Below are 22,773 nucleotides of genomic sequence, written 5' to 3'. Positions count from 1 at the left end.
GAAATTTTACTGTGCTGGCAGGCGGTTTGTAATCGATTACATTGCATGAATTTGGCATGGCAAATAAAAAAGGCAGGCTGAAAAGCCTGCCTTTTGATGTAGTTGCTTGACTACAGTTCGACTTGCGCGCCGAGCTCCACCACGCGGTTGGTCGGAATCTGGAAGAAGTCGGTGGCGCGCAATGCGTTCTTGCTCATCCACACAAACAGCCGCTCGCGCCAGCGCGCCATGCCCGGACGCTCGGTGGAGATGATGGTTTCGCGCGACAGGAAGAATGAAGTATCCATCAGCTCGAAGGCCAGGCCATCCGCTTCGCACAGCTCCAGTACATTGAGCACGCTCGGGTCTTCCTTGAAGCCGTAGCGGGCCACCACGCGCCAGAATGACGGTGACAGCTGTACCACTTCCAGTCGCGATTCATTGCTGATGTAAGGCACATCCTCGGTGCGGATGGTCATCAGCACGACACGGTCATGCAGCACCTTGTTGTGCTTCAGATTATGCAACAGCGCATGCGGCACGCCGTGCAGGGTGCTGGTCAGGAATACCGCCGTGCCCTGTACGCGGGTGGGCGGGAAGGCTTCCAGGTTCTCGATAAAGCTGTCCAGCGGCAGAGCCTGTTCGCGCAGACGGTCAAACAGCAGTTTGCGGCCCTGCTTCCAGGTGGTCATCAACAGGAAAATCACCATGCCCAGCACCAGCGGCAGCCAGCCGCCGGAGAACAGCTTGAGCAGGTTGGCAGTAAAGAAGGCCGTATCGATGATGCCAAAGAAAATGGTAATGCCCAGTGCCAGCGGCAGCGGCCAGCGCCAGTTGACGCGTGCCACCACGAAGAACAGCAAGGTGGTGATCAGCATGGTGCCGGTCACGGCAATGCCGTAAGCCGAGGCCAGGTTGTCCGAGCTCTGGAAAATCAGCACCACCACCAGTACGGCCACCAGCAAGGCCCAGTTGACGAAGGGCAGATAGATCTGGCCGATTTCGTTTTCCGAGGTGTGGGAGATTTCCATGCGCGGACTGTAGCCCAGCTGGATAGCCTGGCGGGTGAGCGAGTAGGCACCGGAAATCACCGCCTGCGAGGCAATCACGGTGGCCAGGGTGGCCAGGATGATCAGCGGCAGCAGCGCCCATTGCGGCGCCAGCAGGAAGAAGGGGTTCTTGATGGTTTCCGGCTTGAGCATCAATAGCGCGCCCTGGCCGAAATAGTTCAGCACCAGTGCCGGCAGCACCAGGCCATACCAGGCGCGGCGAATCGGCGTTTTGCCAAAGTGGCCCATATCGGCATACAGCGCTTCGGCACCGGTCAGTGCCAGCACGACCGAGCCCAGCGTCAGGTAGGCACCCACGCCATGGTGAGCCACAAAGTTATAGGCATACCAGGGATTGACGGCCGCCAGAATGCCCGGTGCCTGCACAATCTGCAGCACGCCCAGCACACCCAGGATGGAAAACCACACCAGCATCACCGGGCCAAACAGCATGCCCACGCTGGCCGTGCCAAAGCGTTGCAGAGCGAACAGTCCCACCAGCACGGTAATGGCGATGGGCAAGACATAGGGCTGCATGCTGGGGCTGAGCACTTCCAGGCCTTCCGCTGCGGACAGCACCGACATGGCCGGGGTGATGATGGCGTCGCCATAGAACAGCGAGGCTCCAAACAGGCCCAGCAGCACCACTTTCCAGCGCGCGGCATGGGTGACGTAGTGTCGTGCCAGCGCCATCAGCGCCATGATGCCGCCTTCGCCGTGATTGTCGGCGCGCAGTACAAACACAACGTATTTGATGGAGACCACGAAGATCAGCGACCAGAAGATCAGCGACAGGATGCCGAAGATATTGTCAGGGGTCGTGGCAAGACCATGCCCGGTAAAACATTCGCGCAGCGTATAGAGCGGGCTGGTGCCGATATCTCCGTACACCACGCCCAGCGCAGCCAGCGTCAGGCCGGTCATGGCTTGTTTATTGTGAGCCTGCATGATGTGAGTGTGAGTTCTTTGTGTAGTTAAGCATGCAATGCCATTCCACTTGCGTCCATGTTGCAGTGCAAGAAGCGGGAATGGCCTGTGAGCGCGAAGGTTACTACTGAGTCGGGGCAGCGCCAAGCTAATGCTGTGTTCCTGCCATTTTTACCTTGTGCCATGTAGGGGGAAAACGACAAAGCAGCATGGAATTCCCGCTACTACCCTGACAGCATGCGGCACAGGACAGGATGCTTTCCCGCCAAGGCTGCAAAACGCTACAATCATCCCCATTTAGCCGAATACCAAGGACGCATCATGCGCGCATCGCAGTTTTTCATTTCCACCCTGAAAGAAGCTCCCGCCGACGCCGACATCACCAGCCAGAAGCTGATGATTCGTGCCGGTTTTATCCGCAAGCTTGCCGCCGGCATTTACTCCTGGATGCCGATGGGCCTGCGCGTGGTGCGCAAGGTGGAAAACATCGTGCGTGAAGAAATGAACCGCGCCGGTGCCATTGAAGTGTCGCTGCCGGTGGTACAGCCGGCTGGCCTGTGGCAGGAATCCGGCCGCTGGGACACCATGGGCGAGGAAATGCTGCGTTTCAAGGACCGCCACGAGCGCGACTTCGCCCTGCAGCCCACGGCAGAGGAAGTAATCACCGACATCGCGCGCAGCGAGCTGCGCAGCTACCGCGCCCTGCCGCGCAATTTCTACCAGATCCAGACCAAGTTCCGCGACGAGCGCCGTCCGCGTTTTGGCGTGATGCGTGGCCGCGAATTCACCATGAAGGATGCCTACTCCTTCGACCGTAGCCCGGAAGCCGCCGGCCTCAGCTACGAAAACATGTACAACACCTACTGCCGCATCTTCGACCGCCTGGGCCTGACCTACCGCGCCGTGGCTGCCGATACCGGTGCCATCGGCGGTGACCGTTCGCACGAATTCCAGGTGATTGCCGATACCGGCGAAGACGCCATCATCTACTGCCCGGATTCCGACTACGCCGCCAATATCGAACTGGCCGAAGCCGTGGCCCCGGCTGGCGAGCGCCCGGCTGCCGCTGCCGAACTCACCAAAGTACACACGCCCAAGGTCAAGACCATTGCTGATCTGGTGGCATTCCTGAGCATCGACATCAAGAGCACGGTCAAGGCGCTGGTGGTGGAAGGCGCGGAAGGCGAGGCGGTACTGCTGCTGGTGCGTGGCGACCACGAACTGAACGAAGTGAAGGCCGAGAAAATCGCCGGCATCAAGAAACCGCTGACCATGGCCAGCCCGGCATTGATCCGCGAAGCATTCGGCGCCAATCCGGGTTCGCTTGGCCCGGTAGGCTTCAAGGGCCGCATGATTGCCGATCGCACCGTGGCCAAGATGGCCGACTTTGTCATCGGTGCCAACGAAGACGACCAGCACTATACCGGTGCCAACTTCGGCCGCGACTGCGCCGAGCCGGAAGTCGCCGATATCCGTAATGTGGTGGCTGGCGATCCCAGCCCGGACGGCAAGGGCGTGCTGGCCATCCAGCGCGGTATCGAAGTGGGCCATGTGTTCTACCTGGGCACCAAGTACTCTGCCGCCATGAATGCCACCTTCCTCGATGAAGACGGCAAGCCGAAACCGTTCGAAATGGGCTGCTACGGTATTGGTGTGACCCGTATCCTGGGCGCGGCCATCGAACAGAACCACGACGACAAGGGCATCATCTGGCCGGATAGCCTGGCACCGTTCAATGTGGTGATCTGCCCGGTGGGCTACGACCGTTCGGCCGAAGTCAAAGCTGCTGCCGACAATCTGTATGCCGCACTGCTGGCCAAGGGTGTGGATGTGATCATCGACGACCGTGGCGAGCGTCCGGGCGCGATGTTTGCCGACTGGGAACTGATCGGTGCACCGCATCGCGTCACCATCGGTGACCGTGGCCTGAAAGAAGGCAAGGTCGAGTACCAGCAGCGTCGCGATGCCGCGGCAACGCCGGTTGCAGCAGATGCTATTCTGGAACATCTGCTTGCCAAGCTAGCCTGATGAAAATCCTCCTGTCGCTGTGTGCCCTGTCTTCCCTGCTGGCCTTGTCGCCAGCGTGGGCGGGTGCGCAGCGCGAGGAGGCGCTGGCGGCCAATGTGGCTTCGGCCATGAGCCGCACCATCGCCGACATCAATGCACCACGGCTGGTGTTCGATACGCCGCAGGAAGGCCAGGCCTGGCTGGCCGAGATGTCGCGCCGGCTGCAAAAGCGCATTCCCGACAGCTGGATGCGCGAACGCCTGCTCACCACCATTCAGTACGAAGCCACGCGTGCCGGGCTGGACCCGCAGCTGGTACTGGGACTGATCCAGGTGGAAAGCGGCTTTAACAAATACGCCATTTCACCGGTTGGTGCCCGCGGCCTGATGCAGGTGATGCCCTTCTGGGTCAGGCAGATCGGCAATCCGCAGCACAATCTGTTCGAACTCACGCTCAATTTGCGCTATGGCTGTACCATCCTGCGCCATTACCTGGATATCGAACGCGGCAGCCTCTATCGTGCGCTTGGCCGCTACAACGGTAGTCTGGGCCGGCCGGAATATCCCAATCTGGTGATTGGTGCATGGAAGAAAAACTGGGCATGGACGCCAGTTGAGTCGGTGAAAATGGCGGGTGTCAATTTGCCTTTAGGCCAGTAGATACCACTGCGTCCGGCGCGCATTTTCGGCCTTTCTGTTTGAGGATGTTGCATGTTTTCCCTCCCGCGTACCGCTACCGCTCCGTTTTGCCCCTCCGAAGTTCAAGGCAGTATCCGCATCGACGCCCATGCCACATGGTGGCAGCGACTGCGCCGCTTTGCCGGCCCCGGCCTGCTGGTGGCTGTCGGCTATATGGATCCGGGCAACTGGGCCACGGATATCGAGGCCGGCTCGCGTTTTGGCTATGGCTTGCTGTGGGTGGTAGCGCTATCCAGTGTGGTGGCCATCGTGCTACAGCTGATGGCGGCACGGCTGGGCCTGGTCACCGGGATGGACCTGGCACAAGCCAGTCGCGAGCGCTATGGCCCGGCCGGACGCCTGTTGCAGTGGCTCAGTGCCGAGCTGTCCATCATCGCCTGCGATGTGGCCGAGGTGCTGGGCTGCGCGCTGGCCTTCAAGCTGCTGTTTGGCGTGCCGCTGGCCTGGGGGGTGGGGCTGACGGCTTTCGATACCCTGATCGTGCTGGGCATGAAGGGCAAGGGCTTCCGCCAGATCGAAGCGGTCGTGCTGGGCCTGATTGCCACCATCGCGCTGTGTTTTGCCATACAGGTCTTCATGGTGGGGCCGGATTGGCAGGCGGTGGCGCGTGGCCTGCTGCCTTCCAGTCCTGGTGCTGATCTGCATCAGGCGGTGGTGCTGGGTCTGGGCATCGTCGGGGCCACCATCATGCCGCACAATCTGTATCTGCATTCTTCCATCGTGCAGACCCGGCGGGTGGAGGGCGGAAAGCATGCTCTGCGCGATACGCTGGCGCTATGCCGCGTCGATACCGTGCTGTCGCTGCTGCTGGCCATGCTGGTGAACGGGGCCATCCTGGTGCTGGCTGGCTCGGCTTTTCATGCTGTTGGCCAACCGGTGGTGGATGATATCGAACAGGCTTATCAGCTGATCACGCCGCTGGCCGGTGGGGCAGCGGCGCTGCTGTTTGGCCTGGCTTTGCTGGCGGCGGGGCAAAGTTCCACGCTCACCGGCACTGTAGCGGGGCAGGTGATCATGGATGGCTTCCTGCAAATCAAGATTCCCTGCTACCAGCGACGGCTGATTACCCGTGGGCTGGCTTTGCTGCCGGCCCTGCTGGGTGTGCTGCTGTTGGGAGAGGGCGCGGTGGGGCGCATGCTGGTGTGGAGTCAGGTGGTGCTCAGCCTGCAATTGCCCTTGGCCATGTGGCCGCTGCTGCGCATGACGGCTAGTCGTCAGCTGATGGGGGAGTTTGCCCTGGCTCCATGGCTACAGCTGGTGGGCTGGTTGTTGTTCGTACTGATCTGTGGCGCGAACCTGCTGCTGATCATCGGGCTGTAAATGAAAAAAGCCGCAGTAATGCGGCTTTTTTGCGTCTGGCGGCAGCGTGGCCGGCTGCTTGGCCGCTTCAGTCTTCCTGGGTCTGCAACAGCTTTTTCAGCAGTCCGGCCAATTGCACCTTCTCGGCGTCGTCCAGATTTTCCATCAGCTCGGCTTCGGCCGCCAGATGGTTGACCACGGCTTCTTCGATCACGGCAAAGCCCTTGGCGCTCAGTGTCACAATCACGCCGCGGCGGTCTTCCGGGTCGGGTGAGCGGGTGACCAGGCCGGCCTCTTCCAGACGGTTGATGCGGTTGGTCAGCGCGCCGGAGGAAATCAGCACCATGCCTTGCAACTGGTTGGGCGACAACTGATAGGGCTCGCCACGGCGGCGCAGCGCAGCCAGCACGTCGAATTCGCCGACGTTGAGGCTGTAGCGGGCCAGATCCTGCAGTACCCGGCGGGTAATGAAATATTCCATCCGTACAATACGACCGATAACCTGAGTGGACGAGGGGTTCAGGTCGGGACGTACTTCATTCCAGAGGGCGACGATGCGGTCGATCTGATCGGGCTGTTGATGCATTCTGCGTGCTTCCAGGTAAGGGAGGGGCCAGGCTTTCCGTTCCGGGCGCAAAGAGTACCATGACTTTTGGATGAAATATCTTCTATTGAAGATATTTTGCCAAGGTCAGCCGCGCCGGCTCGGCGACGACGCTGTCGCTGCCTGCACGCGCTGACTCAGCTGGCCTGCCGTGGGCGGCCCTTGCCGGGATGGGGCGGCTTGGGCAGGGTGATCTGGCGGGTACGCGCCAGGCGGTCGTGCAGAAACAGCCGCTCCTTGTCGTAGCAGGCCGCCAGATACGGCAGGATGCACCAGGCCAGCGAAATCAGCAGCGCCTCACGGCCATGCCCCAGATTGCGCGACCAAGCCAGATAGGAAATGGCGGGCATGCCGACAAACAGCAGCAGGCCGACGATATAGCGGAAACCGGCCTGACGCCAATCCATCAGCTGCCCGTCATCCTGTCGCACTATCTTCACCCGCCAGGCCTTCATGGCCACTGTCTGGCCCGATTTGACCCAGCTGCTGCCGAAATAGCCAAACAATGAGCCGGCGAGTGCCAGCTGGGTGAGCAGGTCCAGCAGTAGCGACTGCCCCAGCCAGGCTTGCAGACCGGTCATGACGGCGGAAACGGTAAGCAGCAGGGCGGCAATCAGCAGCAATTCGTAAAGCTGGCTGCATAGGCGGCGACCAATGCTGGCCGCGGTGAAGGTTGGGCTCATGATGATGACGGCAGGGTGATGCTCAGCCGGAAGCCTGTGGCTTGGGCTGGCTTTGTTTCAGGCGCTGGATGGCTTTTTCCCGCTCGGTAGCGGGAAGGCCTTGCAGCGTTTTCCAGTTTTGGCGGATTTGCTGGCGTTGCTCCAGCGTCAGATCAGACCAGCTTTTCAGCTTGCTTTGCAGACGCAAGCGGCCGGCAGGGTCCAGGCTGCGATATTCCGGCACGATGGCCAGCAGGTTTTTCTTTTTCTCCGGAGCATAACGGTCCCATTCGGCGGCCAGCGGCGCCATGACCGTCTGTTGCTCGCTATCCAGCTGATCCCAGCGTGGATTGTTCAGCGGGCTGGCCAGCACCGGCATGGCCAGCAGCCAGCCAGTCAGCAGCAAGGGTAATAAACGCTGTGGTTTAGTCATGCAGGCTCCCCGAGAAGTGCGGGTCCATCAGCATTTCCAAGGGCAGCTCGTGGGCCAGGATGGCCGCATCGACCGCTTCTTCCTCTACCAGTAGCCCCTCCATTACCCACAGGCCAGTGCCGGCCATCATGGCAAAACTCAGGGCCAGCACGCTGCGGCGCAAGCCCTGGGTATGGCGCTGCAGCCAGAGCGACAGCCGTTCGCGCAGGCGCGGCGCTTCGCCGACACGTGCATCAAAACGGGCCAGTGCCTGTTCCCGGGCCTGGCGCAGGCGTTGCTGCTGGGCGCTACTGAGCTGATTGCCCGGTTGGTCCAGTATGGTGGTCACACTGTGCTGGAGCTTGTCATCGCCTCCGGCTGGGATGCCGGAACCTTGTTTCGAGGGGGTCATAGCACCACTCCTTTTTGCTGCAGGATGGCCGCCAGCGTGTGGGTGGCACGCGAACAGTGCGTCTTGACGCTGCCTTCCGAGCAGCCCATCACCCGTGCGGTTTCGGCGACATCCAGTCCCTCCCAGTAACGCAGCAGGAAAGCTTCCCGTTGACGATTGGGCAGCAGTTGCACCGCGCCGTCGATCAGTTGGGCGACTTCTTTACGGGCATACCATTTTTCCGGATTGCTGCTGGCCTCGTCCGCCGCAATGTTCAGTATTTCCAGCGGATCGGCGTTTTCGTCCTCTGCACGGGTGGGCAGCAGCGATGACAGCAGGGTGCCAAAGAACTGGCGCACCTTGGCACGGCGGAAGTGATCGCGAATGGTGTTTTGCAGGATGCGCTGGAAAATCAGTGGCAATTCCGCCGCCGGTGCATGGGCGTAGCGGTCTGCCAGCTTCATCATGGAGTCTTGCACGATGTCCAGTGCGTTTTCGTCATTGCGCACGGCGTACAGGGCTTGCTTGAAGGCGCGTCGTTCCGCCGACTGCAGAAAGTCGGCCATTTCCTTGCGGCTTGCCATGTGTAGGGGAGATTCGGGTTGATGCCAACGAAAGATAGTAGCAGAGCCGGGCAGGCAAGGCCACCCCGCGGATTTCCCTGTTTTTACCGTGGCTTAGCGTGTTTTTGCACCTGCACAAAAGCACTTGACCGCCATTTGAGGGATAAGCTAAGGTCTTCCATCACAACGGGATGAAACACAAGTCAATTGCCAAGATTGACTGCAAGACAAGACAAAGAGGCACAAGATGCAGATATCGGGCGCGGAAATCCTAGTCCGTTGCCTGCAGGAAGAAGGAGTCGAATTTCTGTTCGGCTACCCCGGCGGCGCGGTTCTGGAAATATATGATGCCATCTTCCGGCAGGACAAGTTCAAGCACGTACTGGTGCGCCACGAGCAGGCCGCAGTGCATGCGGCTGATGCGTACTCACGCTCCAGCGACAAGACTGGCGTAGCACTGGTGACCTCGGGTCCCGGTGCCACCAATGCCGTTACCGGCATTGCCACCGCCTATATGGATTCGATTCCCATGGTGGTGATTTCCGGTCAGGTGGCCACGCCGGCCATTGGTCTGGACGCCTTTCAGGAAGTGGACATGGTGGGGATCACCCGCCCGTGCGTGAAGCACAACTTCCTGGTGAAGGATGTCAACGATATCGCTGACACCATCAAGAAAGCATTCTACATCGCCAAGAGTGGCCGCCCCGGCCCGGTGGTGGTGGATATTCCCAAGGACATTACCCAGCAACGTGCCGAATTCCATTACCCGGAAAGCGTGCACATCCGTTCCTATGTGCCTGCCACACGCGGCCATCCGGGACAGATCAAGAAGGCCATCAACCTTCTGCTGGAAGCCAAGCGTCCCTATATTTATGTGGGTGGTGGTGCCGTACAGGGCAATGCCGCAGCCGAGGTGACCGAGCTGGTCAAGTCGCTGGGCCTGCCGTGTACCAACACCCTGATGGGCCTGGGTGCCTATCCGGGCTCCGACCCGCAGTTCCTCGGCATGCTGGGCATGCACGGTACGTACGAGGCCAATATGGCCATGCAGTACTGTGATGTGCTGATTGCCGTGGGTGCGCGTTTTGACGACCGTGTCATCAGCGTCCCCGCGCATTTCCTGTCGCAGCCAAAGAAGATCATCCATATCGACGTGGACCCGTCTTCCATTTCCAAGCGCGTGAAGGTAGACGTGCCCATCGTCGGCGACGTCAAGCACGTGCTGCGGGAAATGCTGGACATCCTGCAGCAGTCCGGGCAGAAACCGGATGCACAGTATCTGGCAAACTGGTGGAAACAGATCGAAGAATGGCGTGGCCACAACAGCCTGCTGTACACCCCGTCCACCGAGCTGATCAAGCCGCAGTACGTGGTGGAAAAGCTGTATGAAATCACCGGTGGCAAGGCCATCGTCGCATCCGATGTGGGACAGCATCAGATGTGGGCGGCCCAGTATTACAAGTTTGACAGCCCGAAGCAGTGGCTGAATTCCGGCGGCTTGGGTACCATGGGCTTCGGTTTGCCTGCAGCCATGGGCGCGCAACTGGCCAATCCGGATGCAACCGTCGCCTGTATTACCGGCGAAGGCTCCATCCAGATGAATATCCAGGAGCTGTCCACCTGCAAGCAGTACCACACACCGGTCAAGATCGTGGCGCTCAACAACCGCTATCTGGGCATGGTGCGCCAGTGGCAGGAGTTCTTCTACGGCACCCGGTATTCCGAGTCCTACATGGATGCACTGCCGGATTTCGTGAAGGTGGCAGAGGCCTATGGCCATGTTGGCTTCAAGATCGAAAACCCGTCCGATGTCGAGCCGGTACTGCGCGAGGCCTTTGGCCCCGCCCTGAAGGAACGTCTGGTATTCCTGGACTTCCGTACCGATCAATCCGAGAACGTGTTCCCGATGATCCAGAACGGCAAGGGTCTGGACCAGATGGATTTGCCGCCGCACATGCGCGACGTCCAGCAGGTCCCCTTCGAGAACAACCGTGACTACGGCAATATGTGCTGAGGCGGACGGTATGAGACATATTCTTTCGATTTTGCTGGAAAACGAAGCGGGCGCACTGTCCCGCGTGGTAGGGCTGTTTTCTGCCCGGGCTTACAATATTGACTCACTGACGGTGTCGACTACCGAGGATCCGACACTGTCACGGATGACGATCGTCACGCATGGTTCCGACGAAGTCATCGAGCAGATCACCAAGCAGCTCAACAAGCTGATCGAGGTGGTCAAGGTGATAGACCTCAATGAATCCGAGCACATCGAACGCGAGATGATGCTGATCAAGGTGCGCGCTACCGGTAAAGACCGGGAGGAAATGAAGCGCATGGCGGATATTTTCCGCGGTCGCATCATTGATGTTACGGAAAAGACATACACCATCGAGCTGACTGGTACGAGCGACAAGCTGGGGGCTTTTATCGAGGCCATCGACCGCGCAGTGATCCTGGAAACGGTCCGTACTGGCGCATCCGGCATTGGCCGTGGTGAACGGGTTCTGAAAATCTGATATATCTATACATCTGACGGCGGGCCACAGCGGTGGCCGCCCGGATAACAAGGGACAAAGCAAATGAAAGTGTATTACGACAAGGACGCGGATCTTTCCATCATCAAGGGTAAGAAAGTCGCCATCATCGGCTACGGCTCACAAGGCCATGCTCACGCCCAGAACCTGAAAGAATCTGGCGTTGATGTGATCGTGGGTCTGCGCAAGGACGGCGCGTCCTGGAGCAAGGCCGAAGCTGCGGGCCACAAGGTGAAGGAAGTGGCCGAGGCAGTGAAGAAGGCTGATGTCGTGATGATTCTGCTGCCGGACGAATCGCAGCCGGACGTGTACCACAAGGAAATCGCCCCGAACATCAAGAAGGGCGCTGCGCTGGCTTTCGCTCACGGCTTCAACGTGCATTACAACCAGATCGTTCCGCGTGAAGACCTGGACGTGATCATGGTGGCTCCGAAAGGCCCGGGTCACACCGTGCGTTCCGAGTATGTGAAGGGTGGCGGCGTGCCGACCCTGATCGCCGTATATCAGGACAAGTCCGGCAAAGCCCGTGACGTGGCCCTGTCCTACGCTGCTGCCAACGGCGGCACCAAGGGTGGCGTGATCGAAACCAACTTCCGCGAAGAAACCGAAACCGACCTGTTCGGCGAACAGGCTGTACTGTGTGGCGGCGCGGTGGAACTGGTGAAGGCCGGCTTCGAAACCCTGACCGAAGCAGGCTATGCTCCGGAAATGGCTTACTTCGAATGCCTGCACGAACTGAAGCTGATCGTCGACCTGATGTACGAAGGCGGCATCGCCAACATGAACTACTCCATCTCCAATAACGCGGAGTATGGCGAGTACGTGACCGGCCCGGAAGTGGTGACCTCCGCCACCAAGGAAGCCATGAAGAAGGCGCTGTACCGCATCCAGTCTGGCGAATACGCCAAGATGTTCATCCTGGAAGGCAAGACCAACTATCCGAGCATGACTGCCCGCCGTCGCCTGACCGCCGATCATCCGATCGAAAAGGTTGGTGCCGAACTGCGTGCCATGATGCCCTGGATTGCCAAGAACAAACTGGTCGACCAGTCCAAGAACTGATTTCGAAGTCGGTCAGTGTGCCAAAGCCGGGGAACCCCGGCTTTTTTCATTGTTGCGTAGCGGTCACGCGTGTGACCGGGCCGGTGCTTTTGCTGCCGGGGCCGGCTTGGATTAAAATCACCGGCTCTGCGCGCATGCGCCCTTTGTCTAGATCGTCGACGTACTGACTGCCGGCCCGCGCCGGTATGTGCTCAGCGCCGTACCGATAGCTTCGTTTACGGATAACACCATGATCCATGACCCCGTTCCGGGTAAGCCGTCCCTGCGGCGGCAAGGTATTTACCTGCTGCCCAACTCTTTCACGCTGGCCGCCCTGTTTGCCGGCTTCTACGCCATCGTCCAGGCGATGAATCAGAATTTCGAGAATGCAGCCGTTGCCATTTTCCTGGCCATGATTCTGGATGGCATGGATGGCCGGGTGGCGCGGCTGACGCATAGCCAGAGTGCCTTTGGTGCCGAGTTTGACAGCCTGTCGGACATGGTGAGCTTTGGCGTGGCGCCTGCGCTGGTGGCCTATGAGTGGCTGCTGAAAGACATGGGCAAGCTGGGTTGGATGGTCGCCTTTATCCATTGTGCTGGCGCTGCGCTGCGGCTGGCACGCTTCAATACCATGATAGGCAGCACCGACAAGCGCTGGTTTACCGGCCTGCCCAGTCCGGCGGCGGCAGCGCTGGTGGCCGGGCTGGTGTGGATCTGTCATGCCTACGGCTATACCCGCTTGCCTGGCTTGAAATGGGTGTTGCTGGGCTTTACTGCGTTTGCTGGCATCACCATGGTGACCAATGTGAAGTTCTGGAGCTTCAAGGAAATCCATCTGCGTCGCCGCGTGCCTTTTGTCATGCTGCTGGCGCTGGTGGTGGGTTTGCTGTTGTTGATGTCAGAGCCGCCGCTGGTGCTGTTCGGCTTCTTTGTCTGCTATGCCCTGTCCGGCTATGTGCTGGCTGGCTGGAATCTGCTGCGACGCAAGCCGGCGGAGCTTGTCTCGCCCTGATCGCCCTTGCCATGGAAAAGCCCCGCTCCTGCTCTGGCAGCCGCGGGGCTTTTTCTTGGTGTTTACAGTTTATTGGACATATTTGTCTAATAATGTCTGCGGATTAATCGGAAATGGCGCGAGCACGATGGCTTTTTGATGCAGTGTTAAGCCTGTTTTTATAGCTTAATTAGACTTAATGTCTAATAATTGCAAATTTGACACACGTTGTGCGGCATTTTTTGCGGATGTTGCACTGCACGTTTGACGTTATGTCGTCTAATCGCTACATTGAATCAAAACTTGCTGCAGGAGCACAACATGCAATTGGACATTGAACGACTCATTGACGACCTGGGCGGCCCCGGTGCGGTGGCAGAAGGTCTGAGCCGGATTTTTCCCGATGAGCCGGTCAGCCGTGCAGCAATCTACAAATGGAGAGAACGCGGCAGCCTACCGCTGGCGCAGTTGAACAAGTTGGCGCAACTGGCGGCAAGCCAGGGCAAGAGATTCGATTTCAACGATTACCTGAACGCAGCCGGGACAGCAGCACAGGGACAAGGGAGAACATTCGACATGGGCGATCGTCTTTATATTTTTGATACCACCTTGCGTGATGGCGAACAGTCGCCGGGCGCTTCCATGACCAAGGAAGAAAAGATCCGCATCGCCCGCCAGCTGGAACGTCTGGGTGTTGATGTGATCGAGGCCGGCTTTGCTGCCGCCAGCCCGGGTGATGCCGATGCCATTCACGCGATTGCCGAGGTGATCAAGGATTCCACCGTCTGTAGCCTGGCCCGCGCCAACGAGCGTGATGTGCGTGCTGCTGGCGAAGCCATCAAGCCTGCCGCCCGTGGCCGCATCCATACCTTTATCGCCACCAGCCCCATCCATATGGAAAAGAAGCTGCGCATGACGCCGGACGAGGTGGTGGATGCTGCGGTGAAAGCGGTGAAGCTGGCGCGTGAATATACCGATGACGTCGAGTTTTCTGCTGAAGACGCCCTGCGTTCGGATATCGATTTCCTCGCCCGCATTTTTGGCGAAGTGATCAAGGCCGGTGCCACCACCCTCAACGTGCCGGATACCGTAGGTTATGCCGTACCGCGTGTTACCGAGGCTTTCTTCCGCGAATTGATCAGCAAGACCGAAGGCGGCGACAAGGTGATCTGGTCGGCGCATTGCCATAACGATCTGGGCATGGCCGTGGCCAACAGCCTGGCCGCAGTCTTGGGCGGTGCCCGCCAGGTGGAATGCACCATCAATGGCCTGGGCGAACGCGCTGGTAATGCTGCACTGGAAGAAATCGTCATGGCGGTGCGTACCCGCAAGGACATTTTTGCGGTGGAAACCCGTGTCGATGCCACCCAGATCGTGCCGGCTTCCAAGCTGGTGTCCACGGTGACGGGCTACCCGGTGCAGCCGAACAAGGCCATTGTCGGTGCCAACGCCTTTGCCCACGAATCCGGCATTCATCAGGATGGCGTGCTCAAGCATCGCGAAACCTACGAAATCATGTCGGCAGAGAGCGTGGGCTGGAGTGCCAACCGCCTGACGCTGGGCAAATTGTCCGGTCGCAATGCCTTCAAGACCAAGCTGACCGATCTGGGCATCGTGCTGGATAGCGAAGAAGCGCTCAACGCCGCCTTTGCCCGCTTCAAGGACCTGGCCGACCGCAAGCGTGAAATCTTCGACGAAGACCTGCACGCGCTGGTGTCGGACGAGCTGGTGGCGACCTTGCAGGAAGACTACAAGTTCGTGTCGCTCAAGGTGAATACCGAAACCGGCGAAGCACCGCAGGCTGCCATCGTGTTTGTTGAGCATGGCGTGGAAAAACGCTGCGAATCCAGTGGCTCCGGCCCGGTGGATGCTGCCTTCAAGGCCATCGAAAGCACGGTCAACAGCCAGGCCGAACTGGAATTGTATTCGGTCAACGCCATTACCAAGGGGACCGAGTCGCAGGGCGAAGTCACCGTACGGCTGGCCAAGGATGGCCGCGTGGTGAATGGCCAGGGCGCGGATACCGATGTGATTGTCGCCAGTGCCAAGGCTTACCTGTCGGCGCTCAACAAGCTGAGCAACCGTCAGGAACGCGTCAAGGCGCAAGGCAATGTCTGATTAGCAATACCTGCCGGGCCTGTCCCGTGCTGATTTACCGTCTGCCGGATTTTCCCATCCCGTTCCCGGCAGGCGGCAAGGCAGCCACGGGCAAGCTCTGGCAAACCGGTTTCAGTCCACTCCGATATTGAAACCCAAGGCTCACAAGGCCGCATCCATACAGCCCAGGCTCACAAGGCCAGCGTGGCAGATCGCCGACCCAGGAGGTCGGCGTCGCTGCGCTGGCGGGCTGGCCCCCGGTTTCCCGCATTTCCCTTTCCCGCGCTATCATCCAGCCTGCTTCATTGATGCAAGGCAAATTCACCATGGCTCAAGGCTTTTTCATTACCGGCACCGATACCGAAATCGGCAAAACCCACTCCGCCGTCGCCCTGCTGCGCCATTGGCAAGCACAGGGCCAGCGCGTATTGGCGATGAAACCGGTGGCCTCCGGCTGCGAGGTGCAGGCCGACGGTAGCTGGCTGAATGACGATGTGGCACGGCTGGTGGCGGTGACCGGCCAGCAGGATCTGGACCTGATGAACCCCTATCGCTTTTTGCCACCAATCTCGCCGCATATTGCCGCGCGCCAGGCCGGAGTAGAGATTGCGCTGGACACCATCGTCAGCCATTACCAGCAACTGGCGTCTCAGGCCGATACCGTACTGGTGGAGGCCGCCGGTGGCTGGCTGGCCCCGCTGGCCGAGGGCCTGTATATGGAGGACATGGCGCGGGCGCTGCAATTGCCGGTGATTCTGGTGGTGGGCATGCGGCTGGGTTGCATCAACCATGCCTTGCTCACGGCGCGTGCCATTCAGGCATCAGGCTTGCAGCTGGCCGGCTGGGTAGCCAACCGGGTGGTGCCGCAGCAACTGGCCTATGCCGACAATCTGGCCACCCTGCAAGCGGCCATCGACGCCCCCTTGTTGCTGGAACTACCCTACGCGCCAGCCTGACTGGCACGCTCAAGCACTGACTGAGTGCATGATTGAGGGGCAGGTTTTCCAACATGACCAGGCAGGCATGCCGGTGTGCTGTTTTTTCCCGTAGCAGTGGCTGCAGTGACTGACTGGCAAGCGGCTGGCTGCTTTTTTCTCTGCGCAGGCGGTGTGCAGCAAAGTCGGGCAGAACCAGGCTGAATTCCAGGGGAGAGCGCAGCAATGGCTGTGGCAGCCGCTGAAAATGCCGTGGCTGTAGCCGGCTGCCGCTGGTGAGCAGGAGGCTGCCATCGGGCGCGGTGACGGCATGCTCCACCATACTGGCCTGTCCGGCCAGCAAGGCCGGACCGGGTGTTCAGAAAACGCCGATTGGCGCGGTATTGCGCACGGCTGCCATGGGGCATGCTGTGAGTTGCCGTGTGAACTGCTAACGTTTTAGAGCCACTGACAAAACCCCCGCTCCGGCGTTGCGCCTCCTTGCCGTACGGCTGGTACTGTCTGCGTCGGCGCGCCTTGGCCCGGGTGCTCTGCGAGGTGTTGTGAGTGGTTCTTCGCCAAAAGGGCTGTAGGCCCGCCATCATTATTTGCCCCTTCATTCCAATGACCAATCCATGCTGATGGAATGATGGCTGCCTTTTGCATCGCATCATGAAAGATTCTTGTTTTTATCTGGGAGTGGCCTAGGATTTCAAGCAGTTGCTGATGATTGTTATTGTCAGCACTTGAAAAGGCTAGCGTCGCAACCGGCTGGCCAGAGAGGGGGACCATGTCCTGCCGGTATATGTCGGGCAGTACCGCTGCCAGCAGCCTGCTCGCCAGCACAGCCATAGAGGCCCAGGTTGCGGCCATCAATCTGCAAGCCCCCGCCACTTCGCTTGCCCGTCTTGAATACGATCTGCACACCATGCTGCTGCTGGTCTCCGGCGTCATCTTCCTGCTGGTGCTGGCCGTCATGCTGTATGCCATCGTGCGTCATCGCAAATCGGCCGGCCACGCGGCCAAGCTATTCCACGAAAACACCACGGTGGAAATCATCTGGACGGTGATCCCGCTGCTGATCCTGTTGCTGATTGCCTGGCCGGCGACCCAAGCGGTGCTGAACCAGAAAAGCACACGTGGCGAGGAGCTGACCATCAAGATCACCGGCTATCAATGGAAGTGGCGCTACGACTATCTCGACGACAACTTCGGCTTCATCAGCCATCTGGCCACGCCGGCTGGTGCCATCGCCGGTACTGCGGCCAAACCGGTGAATTATCTGCTGGAGGTGGACGAGCCACTGGTGGTGCCCACCGGGCGCAAGGTGCGGCTGCTGCTGACTGCCAACGATGTCATTCACTCCTGGTGGGTGCCGCAGCTGGGCATCAAGCAGGATGCCATTCCCGGTTTTCTGCGTGATGCCTGGTTCATGGTGGACCGGCCCGGCATCTATCGCGGCCAGTGTTCCGAGCTGTGCGGCAAGGATCACGGCTTCATGCCCATCGTGGTGGATGCGCGTAGCCCGCAGGACTACGCCCGCTGGCGCGATGCGCGGCTGAAACAGGCGGCGGCCAGTGCCGACGACCCGGCACGGGTATGGACGCTGGCCGCGCTGCGCGAGCGCGGTGAGAAGGTGTATGGCCAGAACTGCATCCCCTGCCATCAGGCAAACGGCAAGGGCATACCCGGCAGTTTCCCGGCGCTGGATGGTTCGCCCGTCGTCAACGGCGACAAGGCCGGCCATATCAACATCGTGCTCAATGGCAGCCAGAAAAACCCCGCCATGCAGGCCTGGGGCAAGCAATTGTCCGATACCGATATCGCGGCGGTCATCAGCTACGAGCGCAATGCCTGGGGCAATCACACCGGGCAGCTGGTGCAGCCGGCCGAAGTCAGGGCCGCCCGTGCCGGTGCACCATCCTGAGGAGGGCATCATGGCTATTGCCGGTCTTGCAGCTGTACCGCAGCAATCACACCGGCCGCATGGCTGGCGGCGCTGGCTGTTTGCCACCAATCACAAGGACATCGGTTCGCTCTATCTGTGGTTTGCCTTCTGCATGTTTCTGGTGGGCGGCGTGCTGGCCTTGTGCATACGGGCCGAGCTGTTTCGTCCCGGCCTGCAGTTTTTCCAGCCGGAGCTGTTCAACCAGCTCACCACCTTGCATGGGCTGATCATGGTATTTGGCGCCATCATGCCGGCCTTTACCGGCCTGGCCAACTGGATGCTGCCGCTGATGATAGGTGCGCCGGACATGGCGTTTGCCCGTATGAATAACTGGAGCTTCTGGCTGCTGCCACCGGCCATGGCCTTGCTGCTGCTGTCTTTTGTGGTGCCCGGCGGCGCGGCGGCGGCCGGCTGGACGCTGTATGCGCCCTTGTCCGTGCAGCTGGGCATGGGCATGGATCTGACCATTTTTGCCATCCACATCCTGGGGGTCAGTTCCATCATGGGGGCCATCAATATCGTGGTCACCATCATCAATCTGCGTGCGCCCGGCATGGGCATGATGAAGATGCCGATGTTTGCCTGGGCCAGCCTGATCACCGCCTATCTCATCATCGCGGTGATGCCGGTGCTGGCTGGCGCGGTCACCATGGTGCTGACCGACCGCCACTTCGGCACGCATTTCTTCAATGCCGCCGGCGGGGGCGATCCCATTCTGTACCAGCATGTGTTCTGGTTTTTCGGCCATCCCGAGGTCTACATCATGGCCTTGCCGGCTTTTGGCATTGTCAGTCAGGTGATTCCCACTTTTGCCCGCAAGCCGCTGTTTGGCTACACATCCATGGTGTATGCCACCAGTTCGATTGGCGTGCTGTCCTTCATGGTGTGGGCGCACCACATGTTTGTCACCGGCATGCCGGCTACGGCGCAGCTGTTCTTCATGTACGCCACCATGCTGATTGCCGTGCCCACCGGGGTGAAGGTATTCAACTGGATAGCCACCATGTGGGAGGGCAGCATGAGCTTTGAAACCCCCATGCTGTTTGCCATCGGCTTTATCCTGCTGTTCACCATTGGCGGGCTATCCGGCGTCACTCTCAGCGTGGCCGCAGTCGACGTGCAACTGCATGGCAGCTACTACGTGGTGGCGCATTTTCATTACGTGCTGGTGGCCGGAGCCTTGTTCAGCCTGTTTTCCGCCGTGTATTACTGGTTCCCCAAGATGACCGGCAAGATGTATAGCGAGCGCCTAGGGCGGCTGCATTTCTGGTGGTCGCTGCTGTGGTTCAACGTCACCTTCTTTCCCATGCATTTTCTTGGCCTGGCCGGCATGCCACGGCGCATTCCCGACTACGCACTGCAATTTACCCAATTCAACCAGATCGCCAGCGTCGGGGCCTTCATGTTCGGCCTGGGGCAGCTGATTTTCCTGGTGAACATTTTGTACTCGCTGCGCCATGGCAAAACGGCTGCCCAGCTGCCGTGGGAGGGGGGCAATACCCTGGAGTGGCGGCTGCCGACGCCGGCGCCGTATCACAGTTTCAGTGAAGCCCCGCAGCTGGACGTGGCAGAAAACGGCGTGGTGGTCGCCATGCAGGGCGGCAAGCACGGCTAACGCGGGAGACAGCCATGGCCAGCGGTATGCAGGCAGCCAATCTCACCCTGTTGCGCAGGCTGTTGCTGCTGGTGCTGTTGATGTTCGGCTTTGCCTGGGGGCTGGTGCCGCTGTACCGGGTGATTTGTGAGGTGACCGGCTTGAACCGGGTGGTGGCGGCCGATGCCTTGCCGGGCAGGGATGCGGCGCAGGTTGCAGTACGGCCGGTGGCGCTGCAACTGGACGCCATGGTGCAGCCTGGCCTGCCCTGGCAGGTAAGGCCGCTGCAATCACGGCTACAGGTGAAAACCGGGCAGTTCATCCAGCTGCAGTACGAGTTGCGTAACAACAGCCAGCAGCGGGTGGTGGGGCAGGCGATTCCGCGCTATCTGCCGGCCGAGGCTGCTGCTTATGTCAAGAAGCTGGAGTGCTTCTGTTTTCGCCAACAGGTGTTCCAGCCCGGTGAGACGCGGCGTTTCCCTGTGGTGCTGGTGATAGACCGGGCACTGCCGGCCGCGATAGACAGCATCACCCTGTCGTACAGCGTGTTCGATGTACCGCAGGGGGAGGGCAGGCCATGAGCTGGTGGCGTGGTGTGCTGGCGGTACTGGCGGCTTTTGTCGGTATCCGCCGGCAGCAGGCGGCACAGCAGGACGGACGTTTGCGGCCGCTGCAGCTGATTGCCACTGCCTTGTTGCTGGTGGCGGCGCTGATCAGCGTGCTGCTGCTACTGGTGAACTGGATAAGCCATTGAGGAGAACATCATGGCGCTACTGGATGAGCATGGGCCGGCGCACTATTTCGTCCCCGCACCATCGCACTGGCCGGTACTGGGCGCAGTGGCATTGTTCTGCCTGGGACTGGGGGCGGCGTTTGCCGTCAACGGCATGCTGCTGGGCTGGTGGGTGCTGGCGCTGGGTGGGCTGATCCTGCTGCGCATGCTGTTTGGCTGGTTTGGCGATGTCATCGGCGAGAGCGTGGGTGGCCGCTATCACGGGCAGGAGGCGCTGTCCTTCCGCTGGGGCATGGGCTGGTTCATTTTCTCGGAAGTCATGCTGTTTGGCGCATTCTTTGCGGCGCTGTTCTGGGTGCGCCAGGTGGCGCTGCCGACGCTGGGCAGCCTGGATTACAAATTGCTCTATCCGGATTTTTCCGCCAGCTGGCCGCTGCTGACCGCCCCGTCACCGGGGCCGGCTTATCAGGCCATGGAAGCGTGGGGGCTGCCGGCGCTCAATACGCTGATCCTGCTGTCTTCTGCGGTCAGCCTGACCTGGGCGCACTGGGGCCTGCTACTGGAGCGACGGGCACAACTGAAGCTGGGCCTGCTCATCACCATCGTGCTGGGACTGATTTTTCTCTGTCTGCAGGCCATCGAATACCACCATGCCTGGACGGCACAGCAGCTGACCTTGTCAGCGGGGGGCTACGGCATGACCTTCTACATGCTGACCGGCCTGCACGGCCTGCATGTCTTGCTGGGTAGTGCCATCTTGCTGGTGGTGTGGTTACGGGTGCTGCGCGGGCACTTCGACCAGCAACACCATTTCGCCTTCGAGGCAGCGGCCTGGTATTGGCATTTTGTCGATGTGGTGTGGCTGTTGCTGTTTGTCTTTGTCTACTGCCTGTAGATGCAGCCAGCCTAGCTGGGCTGATGGGGACGCCACCAGCCAAACAGCACACCCAGCAACAGCAGGATGAACAGACCAATGGACAAGCCCAGCCGCAAGGTCAGCGAACGGATCAGCCGCTGCGAACCGGACTCGGCCTTGAGCAGGCCGGATAGCCCCCAGAACAGGGCCAGCACGATGCAGGCAAGCAAAAAGACGATGACGATTTTCATGGCTGAGCCCTCCGGTGCTGCTGCGCCTGCAAAAACATGCTTTCAGTCTAGTGGCAAAAAGCGCAATCGTGGGCTTCTGTTGCTATGTGTGTTGTTACCTTTTGTATTGGCCTGCTGGCAGGGGCTGCGCGGCATGGACGCATGGCAGCGCGAACAGGCGCTGGCACAGGCTGCCAGCCAGCCGGCGCAGTCGTGGTCCGCTGTGCCACTGGCCCAGGCCCCGGACTATTCCCGCCACAGCATGGCTGGGGTCCGCCCGCAGGGGGCGGTGATCCTGCTGGCCAACAGCCTGCTGGACGAGCAGCCGGGAGCAAGGCTGCTGCTGCCGGTACGGCTGGCGGATGACAGCATGCTGCTGCTCGACCTGGGCTGGCTGGCCGATTCCCGGCCGCAACCCTCCTTGTCGCTGCCACCGCTGTTGCGCGGGCAGTGGCTGCCGTGGCATGCGCGCTGGACCTTGCCCGGCGCGCAGTCGGGCATTGCCGGCCGGGTGGATCAGGTGGCCGTGGCGGCTTTGCCGCAGGCGTATCCGGGCCGCTGGCGGCAGGGGGTGCTGGTGTTGCAGCCAGCACTGCCCGGTTTGCAGGCGTGGCCGCTGCAGCCAGCACTGTCGGCACAGCGACATTTTGCCTATGCCCTGCAATGGGCGGTGCTGGCGCTATGCCTGCTGCTCTTGCTGCGGCCATGGCAATGGCCAGGGCGATGGAGGGTGCGATGAATACGGGACGCTACAGCCGGCTGGTGTTGCTGCTGATCTTGCTACTCTGCCTGCTGCCCCTGCTGGCGGCCTGGTTCAGCTATCACTACTGGCCGCCGGCAGGGGGTAAAAGCGCCGGGGAACTGCTGCCGACCCAGTCCTTTGCCGCCGCCAGCCGCGCAGACTGGCCCGGCAAGCAGTGGGTGCTGGTCAGCCAGTTTCAGGGCCGTTGCGAGCAGGCATGTCAGCAGCGTCTGTTCACCATGCGGCAGATCCATTTGGCCCAGGGTGAGGCCGCCGGCCGCTTGCGCCGGGTGCTGTTGTACAGCGCCGCCGCACCGGCTGTGGCAGAGGGTTTTATACAGCTGGCGGTGGCGACCAACCGCTTGCCGGTCAGGGCCGATGGTTTTTACCTGATCGACCCGCTGGGCAACCAGGTGCTGTTTTACCCGGACGGGCTGCGGCCGGACAAGATCATCAAGGAAGTACAGCAGCTGATGAAGGTAAACAACGGCTTGGGATGATG

At 60.4% G+C, this 22,773-nt stretch carries 23 protein-coding genes; 16 read left to right on the top strand and 7 right to left on the bottom strand.

Annotated elements, in window-relative coordinates; translation table 11 throughout:
- Positions 1-110: 110 nt before the first annotated feature.
- Positions 111-1,976, bottom strand: a complete 1,866-nt coding sequence (kup, locus tag FAZ30_RS04080; RefSeq protein WP_124644106.1) for a low affinity potassium transporter Kup — start codon at positions 1,974-1,976, stop codon at positions 111-113.
- A 300-nt stretch (positions 1,977-2,276) separates the two neighbouring features.
- Here kup and FAZ30_RS04075 point away from each other — a divergent pair, with 300 nt between their 5' ends.
- From FAZ30_RS04075 to FAZ30_RS04065, 3 genes are read left to right on the top strand one after another with little or no spacing between them, the layout of a single operon-like run.
- The gene (locus tag FAZ30_RS04075) at positions 2,277-3,983 is read left to right on the top strand and encodes a proline--tRNA ligase (RefSeq protein WP_137008833.1); all 1,707 of its coding nucleotides are present in this window, start codon (positions 2,277-2,279) and stop codon (positions 3,981-3,983) included.
- A complete protein-coding gene (locus FAZ30_RS04070; protein ID WP_124644108.1) occupies positions 3,983-4,621 on the top strand; it encodes a lytic transglycosylase domain-containing protein in 639 nt (212 codons plus the stop codon). Before FAZ30_RS04075 ends, FAZ30_RS04070 begins: the two co-directional genes overlap by 1 nt.
- Before the next feature lie 51 nt (positions 4,622-4,672).
- Positions 4,673-5,980, top strand: coding sequence for an Nramp family divalent metal transporter (locus FAZ30_RS04065; RefSeq protein ID WP_137008831.1), 1,308 nt, complete (start codon positions 4,673-4,675; stop codon positions 5,978-5,980).
- A gap of 67 nt (positions 5,981-6,047) precedes the next feature.
- On the opposite strand, the gene FAZ30_RS04060 is transcribed toward FAZ30_RS04065, so the two are convergent.
- The 5 genes from FAZ30_RS04060 to FAZ30_RS04040 form a co-directional block, all read right to left on the bottom strand.
- Positions 6,048-6,545: a MarR family winged helix-turn-helix transcriptional regulator gene (locus FAZ30_RS04060; RefSeq protein ID WP_124644110.1), complete on the bottom strand. Its 498-nt coding sequence runs from the start codon at positions 6,543-6,545 to the stop codon at positions 6,048-6,050.
- Positions 6,546-6,700: 155 nt separating this feature from the next.
- Entirely contained in the window at positions 6,701-7,246 is a 546-nt protein-coding gene (locus FAZ30_RS04055; protein ID WP_124644111.1) for an RDD family protein, read from the bottom strand.
- Positions 7,247-7,268: 22 nt separating this feature from the next.
- Positions 7,269-7,658 carry a DUF3106 domain-containing protein gene (locus FAZ30_RS04050; RefSeq protein WP_137008829.1) on the bottom strand — a complete coding sequence of 130 codons (390 nt, stop codon included), beginning with the start codon at positions 7,656-7,658 and terminating at the stop codon, positions 7,269-7,271.
- Positions 7,651-8,049, bottom strand: coding sequence for a DUF3619 family protein (locus tag FAZ30_RS04045; protein WP_137008827.1), 399 nt, complete (start codon positions 8,047-8,049; stop codon positions 7,651-7,653). Before FAZ30_RS04045 ends, FAZ30_RS04050 begins: the two co-directional genes overlap by 8 nt.
- The gene (locus FAZ30_RS04040) at positions 8,046-8,612 is read right to left on the bottom strand and encodes an RNA polymerase sigma factor (protein WP_124644114.1); all 567 of its coding nucleotides are present in this window, start codon (positions 8,610-8,612) and stop codon (positions 8,046-8,048) included. Before FAZ30_RS04040 ends, FAZ30_RS04045 begins: the two co-directional genes overlap by 4 nt.
- 226 nt (positions 8,613-8,838) lie before the next feature.
- Between FAZ30_RS04040 and ilvB the strand changes: the two genes are divergently transcribed.
- The 11 genes from ilvB to FAZ30_RS03985 all read left to right on the top strand — a co-directional run bounded on the left by ilvB (position 8,839) and on the right by FAZ30_RS03985 (position 21,338).
- Positions 8,839-10,605 (top strand): biosynthetic-type acetolactate synthase large subunit, encoded by a 1,767-nt coding sequence (ilvB, locus tag FAZ30_RS04035; RefSeq protein ID WP_124644115.1) that lies wholly within the window; start codon positions 8,839-8,841, stop codon positions 10,603-10,605.
- Between the two features lie 10 nt (positions 10,606-10,615).
- Complete coding sequence (gene ilvN, locus FAZ30_RS04030; RefSeq protein WP_059284698.1) at positions 10,616-11,107, top strand: acetolactate synthase small subunit; 492 nt, start codon at positions 10,616-10,618, stop codon at positions 11,105-11,107.
- 63 nt (positions 11,108-11,170) lie between these two features.
- Complete coding sequence (gene ilvC / locus FAZ30_RS04025) at positions 11,171-12,187, top strand: ketol-acid reductoisomerase (RefSeq protein ID WP_124644116.1); 1,017 nt, start codon at positions 11,171-11,173, stop codon at positions 12,185-12,187.
- A gap of 229 nt (positions 12,188-12,416) precedes the next feature.
- Positions 12,417-13,178 (top strand): CDP-diacylglycerol--serine O-phosphatidyltransferase, encoded by a 762-nt coding sequence (gene pssA / locus FAZ30_RS04020; RefSeq protein WP_124644117.1) that lies wholly within the window; start codon positions 12,417-12,419, stop codon positions 13,176-13,178.
- 300 nt (positions 13,179-13,478) lie between these two features.
- Entirely contained in the window at positions 13,479-15,275 is a 1,797-nt protein-coding gene (locus tag FAZ30_RS04015) for a 2-isopropylmalate synthase (RefSeq protein WP_124644118.1), read from the top strand.
- 305 nt (positions 15,276-15,580) lie between these two features.
- Positions 15,581-16,210, top strand: coding sequence for a dethiobiotin synthase (bioD, locus tag FAZ30_RS04010; RefSeq protein WP_137008825.1), 630 nt, complete (start codon positions 15,581-15,583; stop codon positions 16,208-16,210).
- Positions 16,211-16,958: 748 nt separating this feature from the next.
- Positions 16,959-18,095 carry a cytochrome c oxidase subunit II gene (coxB, locus tag FAZ30_RS04005; protein WP_246043402.1) on the top strand — a complete coding sequence of 379 codons (1,137 nt, stop codon included), beginning with the start codon at positions 16,959-16,961 and terminating at the stop codon, positions 18,093-18,095.
- 10 nt (positions 18,096-18,105) lie between these two features.
- The gene (gene ctaD, locus FAZ30_RS04000; protein ID WP_124644120.1) at positions 18,106-19,731 is read left to right on the top strand and encodes a cytochrome c oxidase subunit I; all 1,626 of its coding nucleotides are present in this window, start codon (positions 18,106-18,108) and stop codon (positions 19,729-19,731) included.
- A 14-nt stretch (positions 19,732-19,745) separates the two neighbouring features.
- Complete coding sequence (locus tag FAZ30_RS03995) at positions 19,746-20,291, top strand: cytochrome c oxidase assembly protein (protein WP_137008823.1); 546 nt, start codon at positions 19,746-19,748, stop codon at positions 20,289-20,291.
- On the top strand, positions 20,288-20,464 hold the full coding sequence (locus FAZ30_RS03990) for a DUF2970 domain-containing protein (protein ID WP_137008821.1): 177 nt from the start codon (positions 20,288-20,290) through the stop codon (positions 20,462-20,464). The genes FAZ30_RS03995 and FAZ30_RS03990 overlap by 4 nt, the downstream gene beginning before the upstream one ends.
- Before the next feature lie 10 nt (positions 20,465-20,474).
- Positions 20,475-21,338: a cytochrome c oxidase subunit 3 gene (locus FAZ30_RS03985; RefSeq protein WP_137008819.1), complete on the top strand. Its 864-nt coding sequence runs from the start codon at positions 20,475-20,477 to the stop codon at positions 21,336-21,338.
- 11 nt (positions 21,339-21,349) lie between these two features.
- On the opposite strand, the gene FAZ30_RS03980 is transcribed toward FAZ30_RS03985, so the two are convergent.
- A complete protein-coding gene (locus FAZ30_RS03980; RefSeq protein ID WP_059284703.1) occupies positions 21,350-21,550 on the bottom strand; it encodes a DUF2909 family protein in 201 nt (66 codons plus the stop codon).
- Between FAZ30_RS03980 and FAZ30_RS03975 the strand changes: the two genes are divergently transcribed.
- Both FAZ30_RS03975 and FAZ30_RS03970 read left to right on the top strand, forming a co-directional pair.
- Positions 21,516-22,268, top strand: coding sequence for an SURF1 family cytochrome oxidase biogenesis protein (locus FAZ30_RS03975; protein ID WP_137008817.1), 753 nt, complete (start codon positions 21,516-21,518; stop codon positions 22,266-22,268). The genes FAZ30_RS03980 and FAZ30_RS03975 overlap by 35 nt on opposite strands.
- Positions 22,265-22,771 carry a hypothetical protein gene (locus FAZ30_RS03970; RefSeq protein ID WP_137008815.1) on the top strand — a complete coding sequence of 169 codons (507 nt, stop codon included), beginning with the start codon at positions 22,265-22,267 and terminating at the stop codon, positions 22,769-22,771. The genes FAZ30_RS03975 and FAZ30_RS03970 overlap by 4 nt, the downstream gene beginning before the upstream one ends.
- The last annotated feature ends 2 nt before the right edge of the window (positions 22,772-22,773 follow it).

Origin of the sequence: Aquitalea aquatilis, from assembly GCF_005155025.1 — a bacterium.
GTDB classification, from domain to species: Bacteria; Pseudomonadota; Gammaproteobacteria; order Burkholderiales; family Chromobacteriaceae; genus Aquitalea; species Aquitalea aquatilis.
This window is presented reverse-complemented; position numbering and strand designations above follow the sequence as displayed.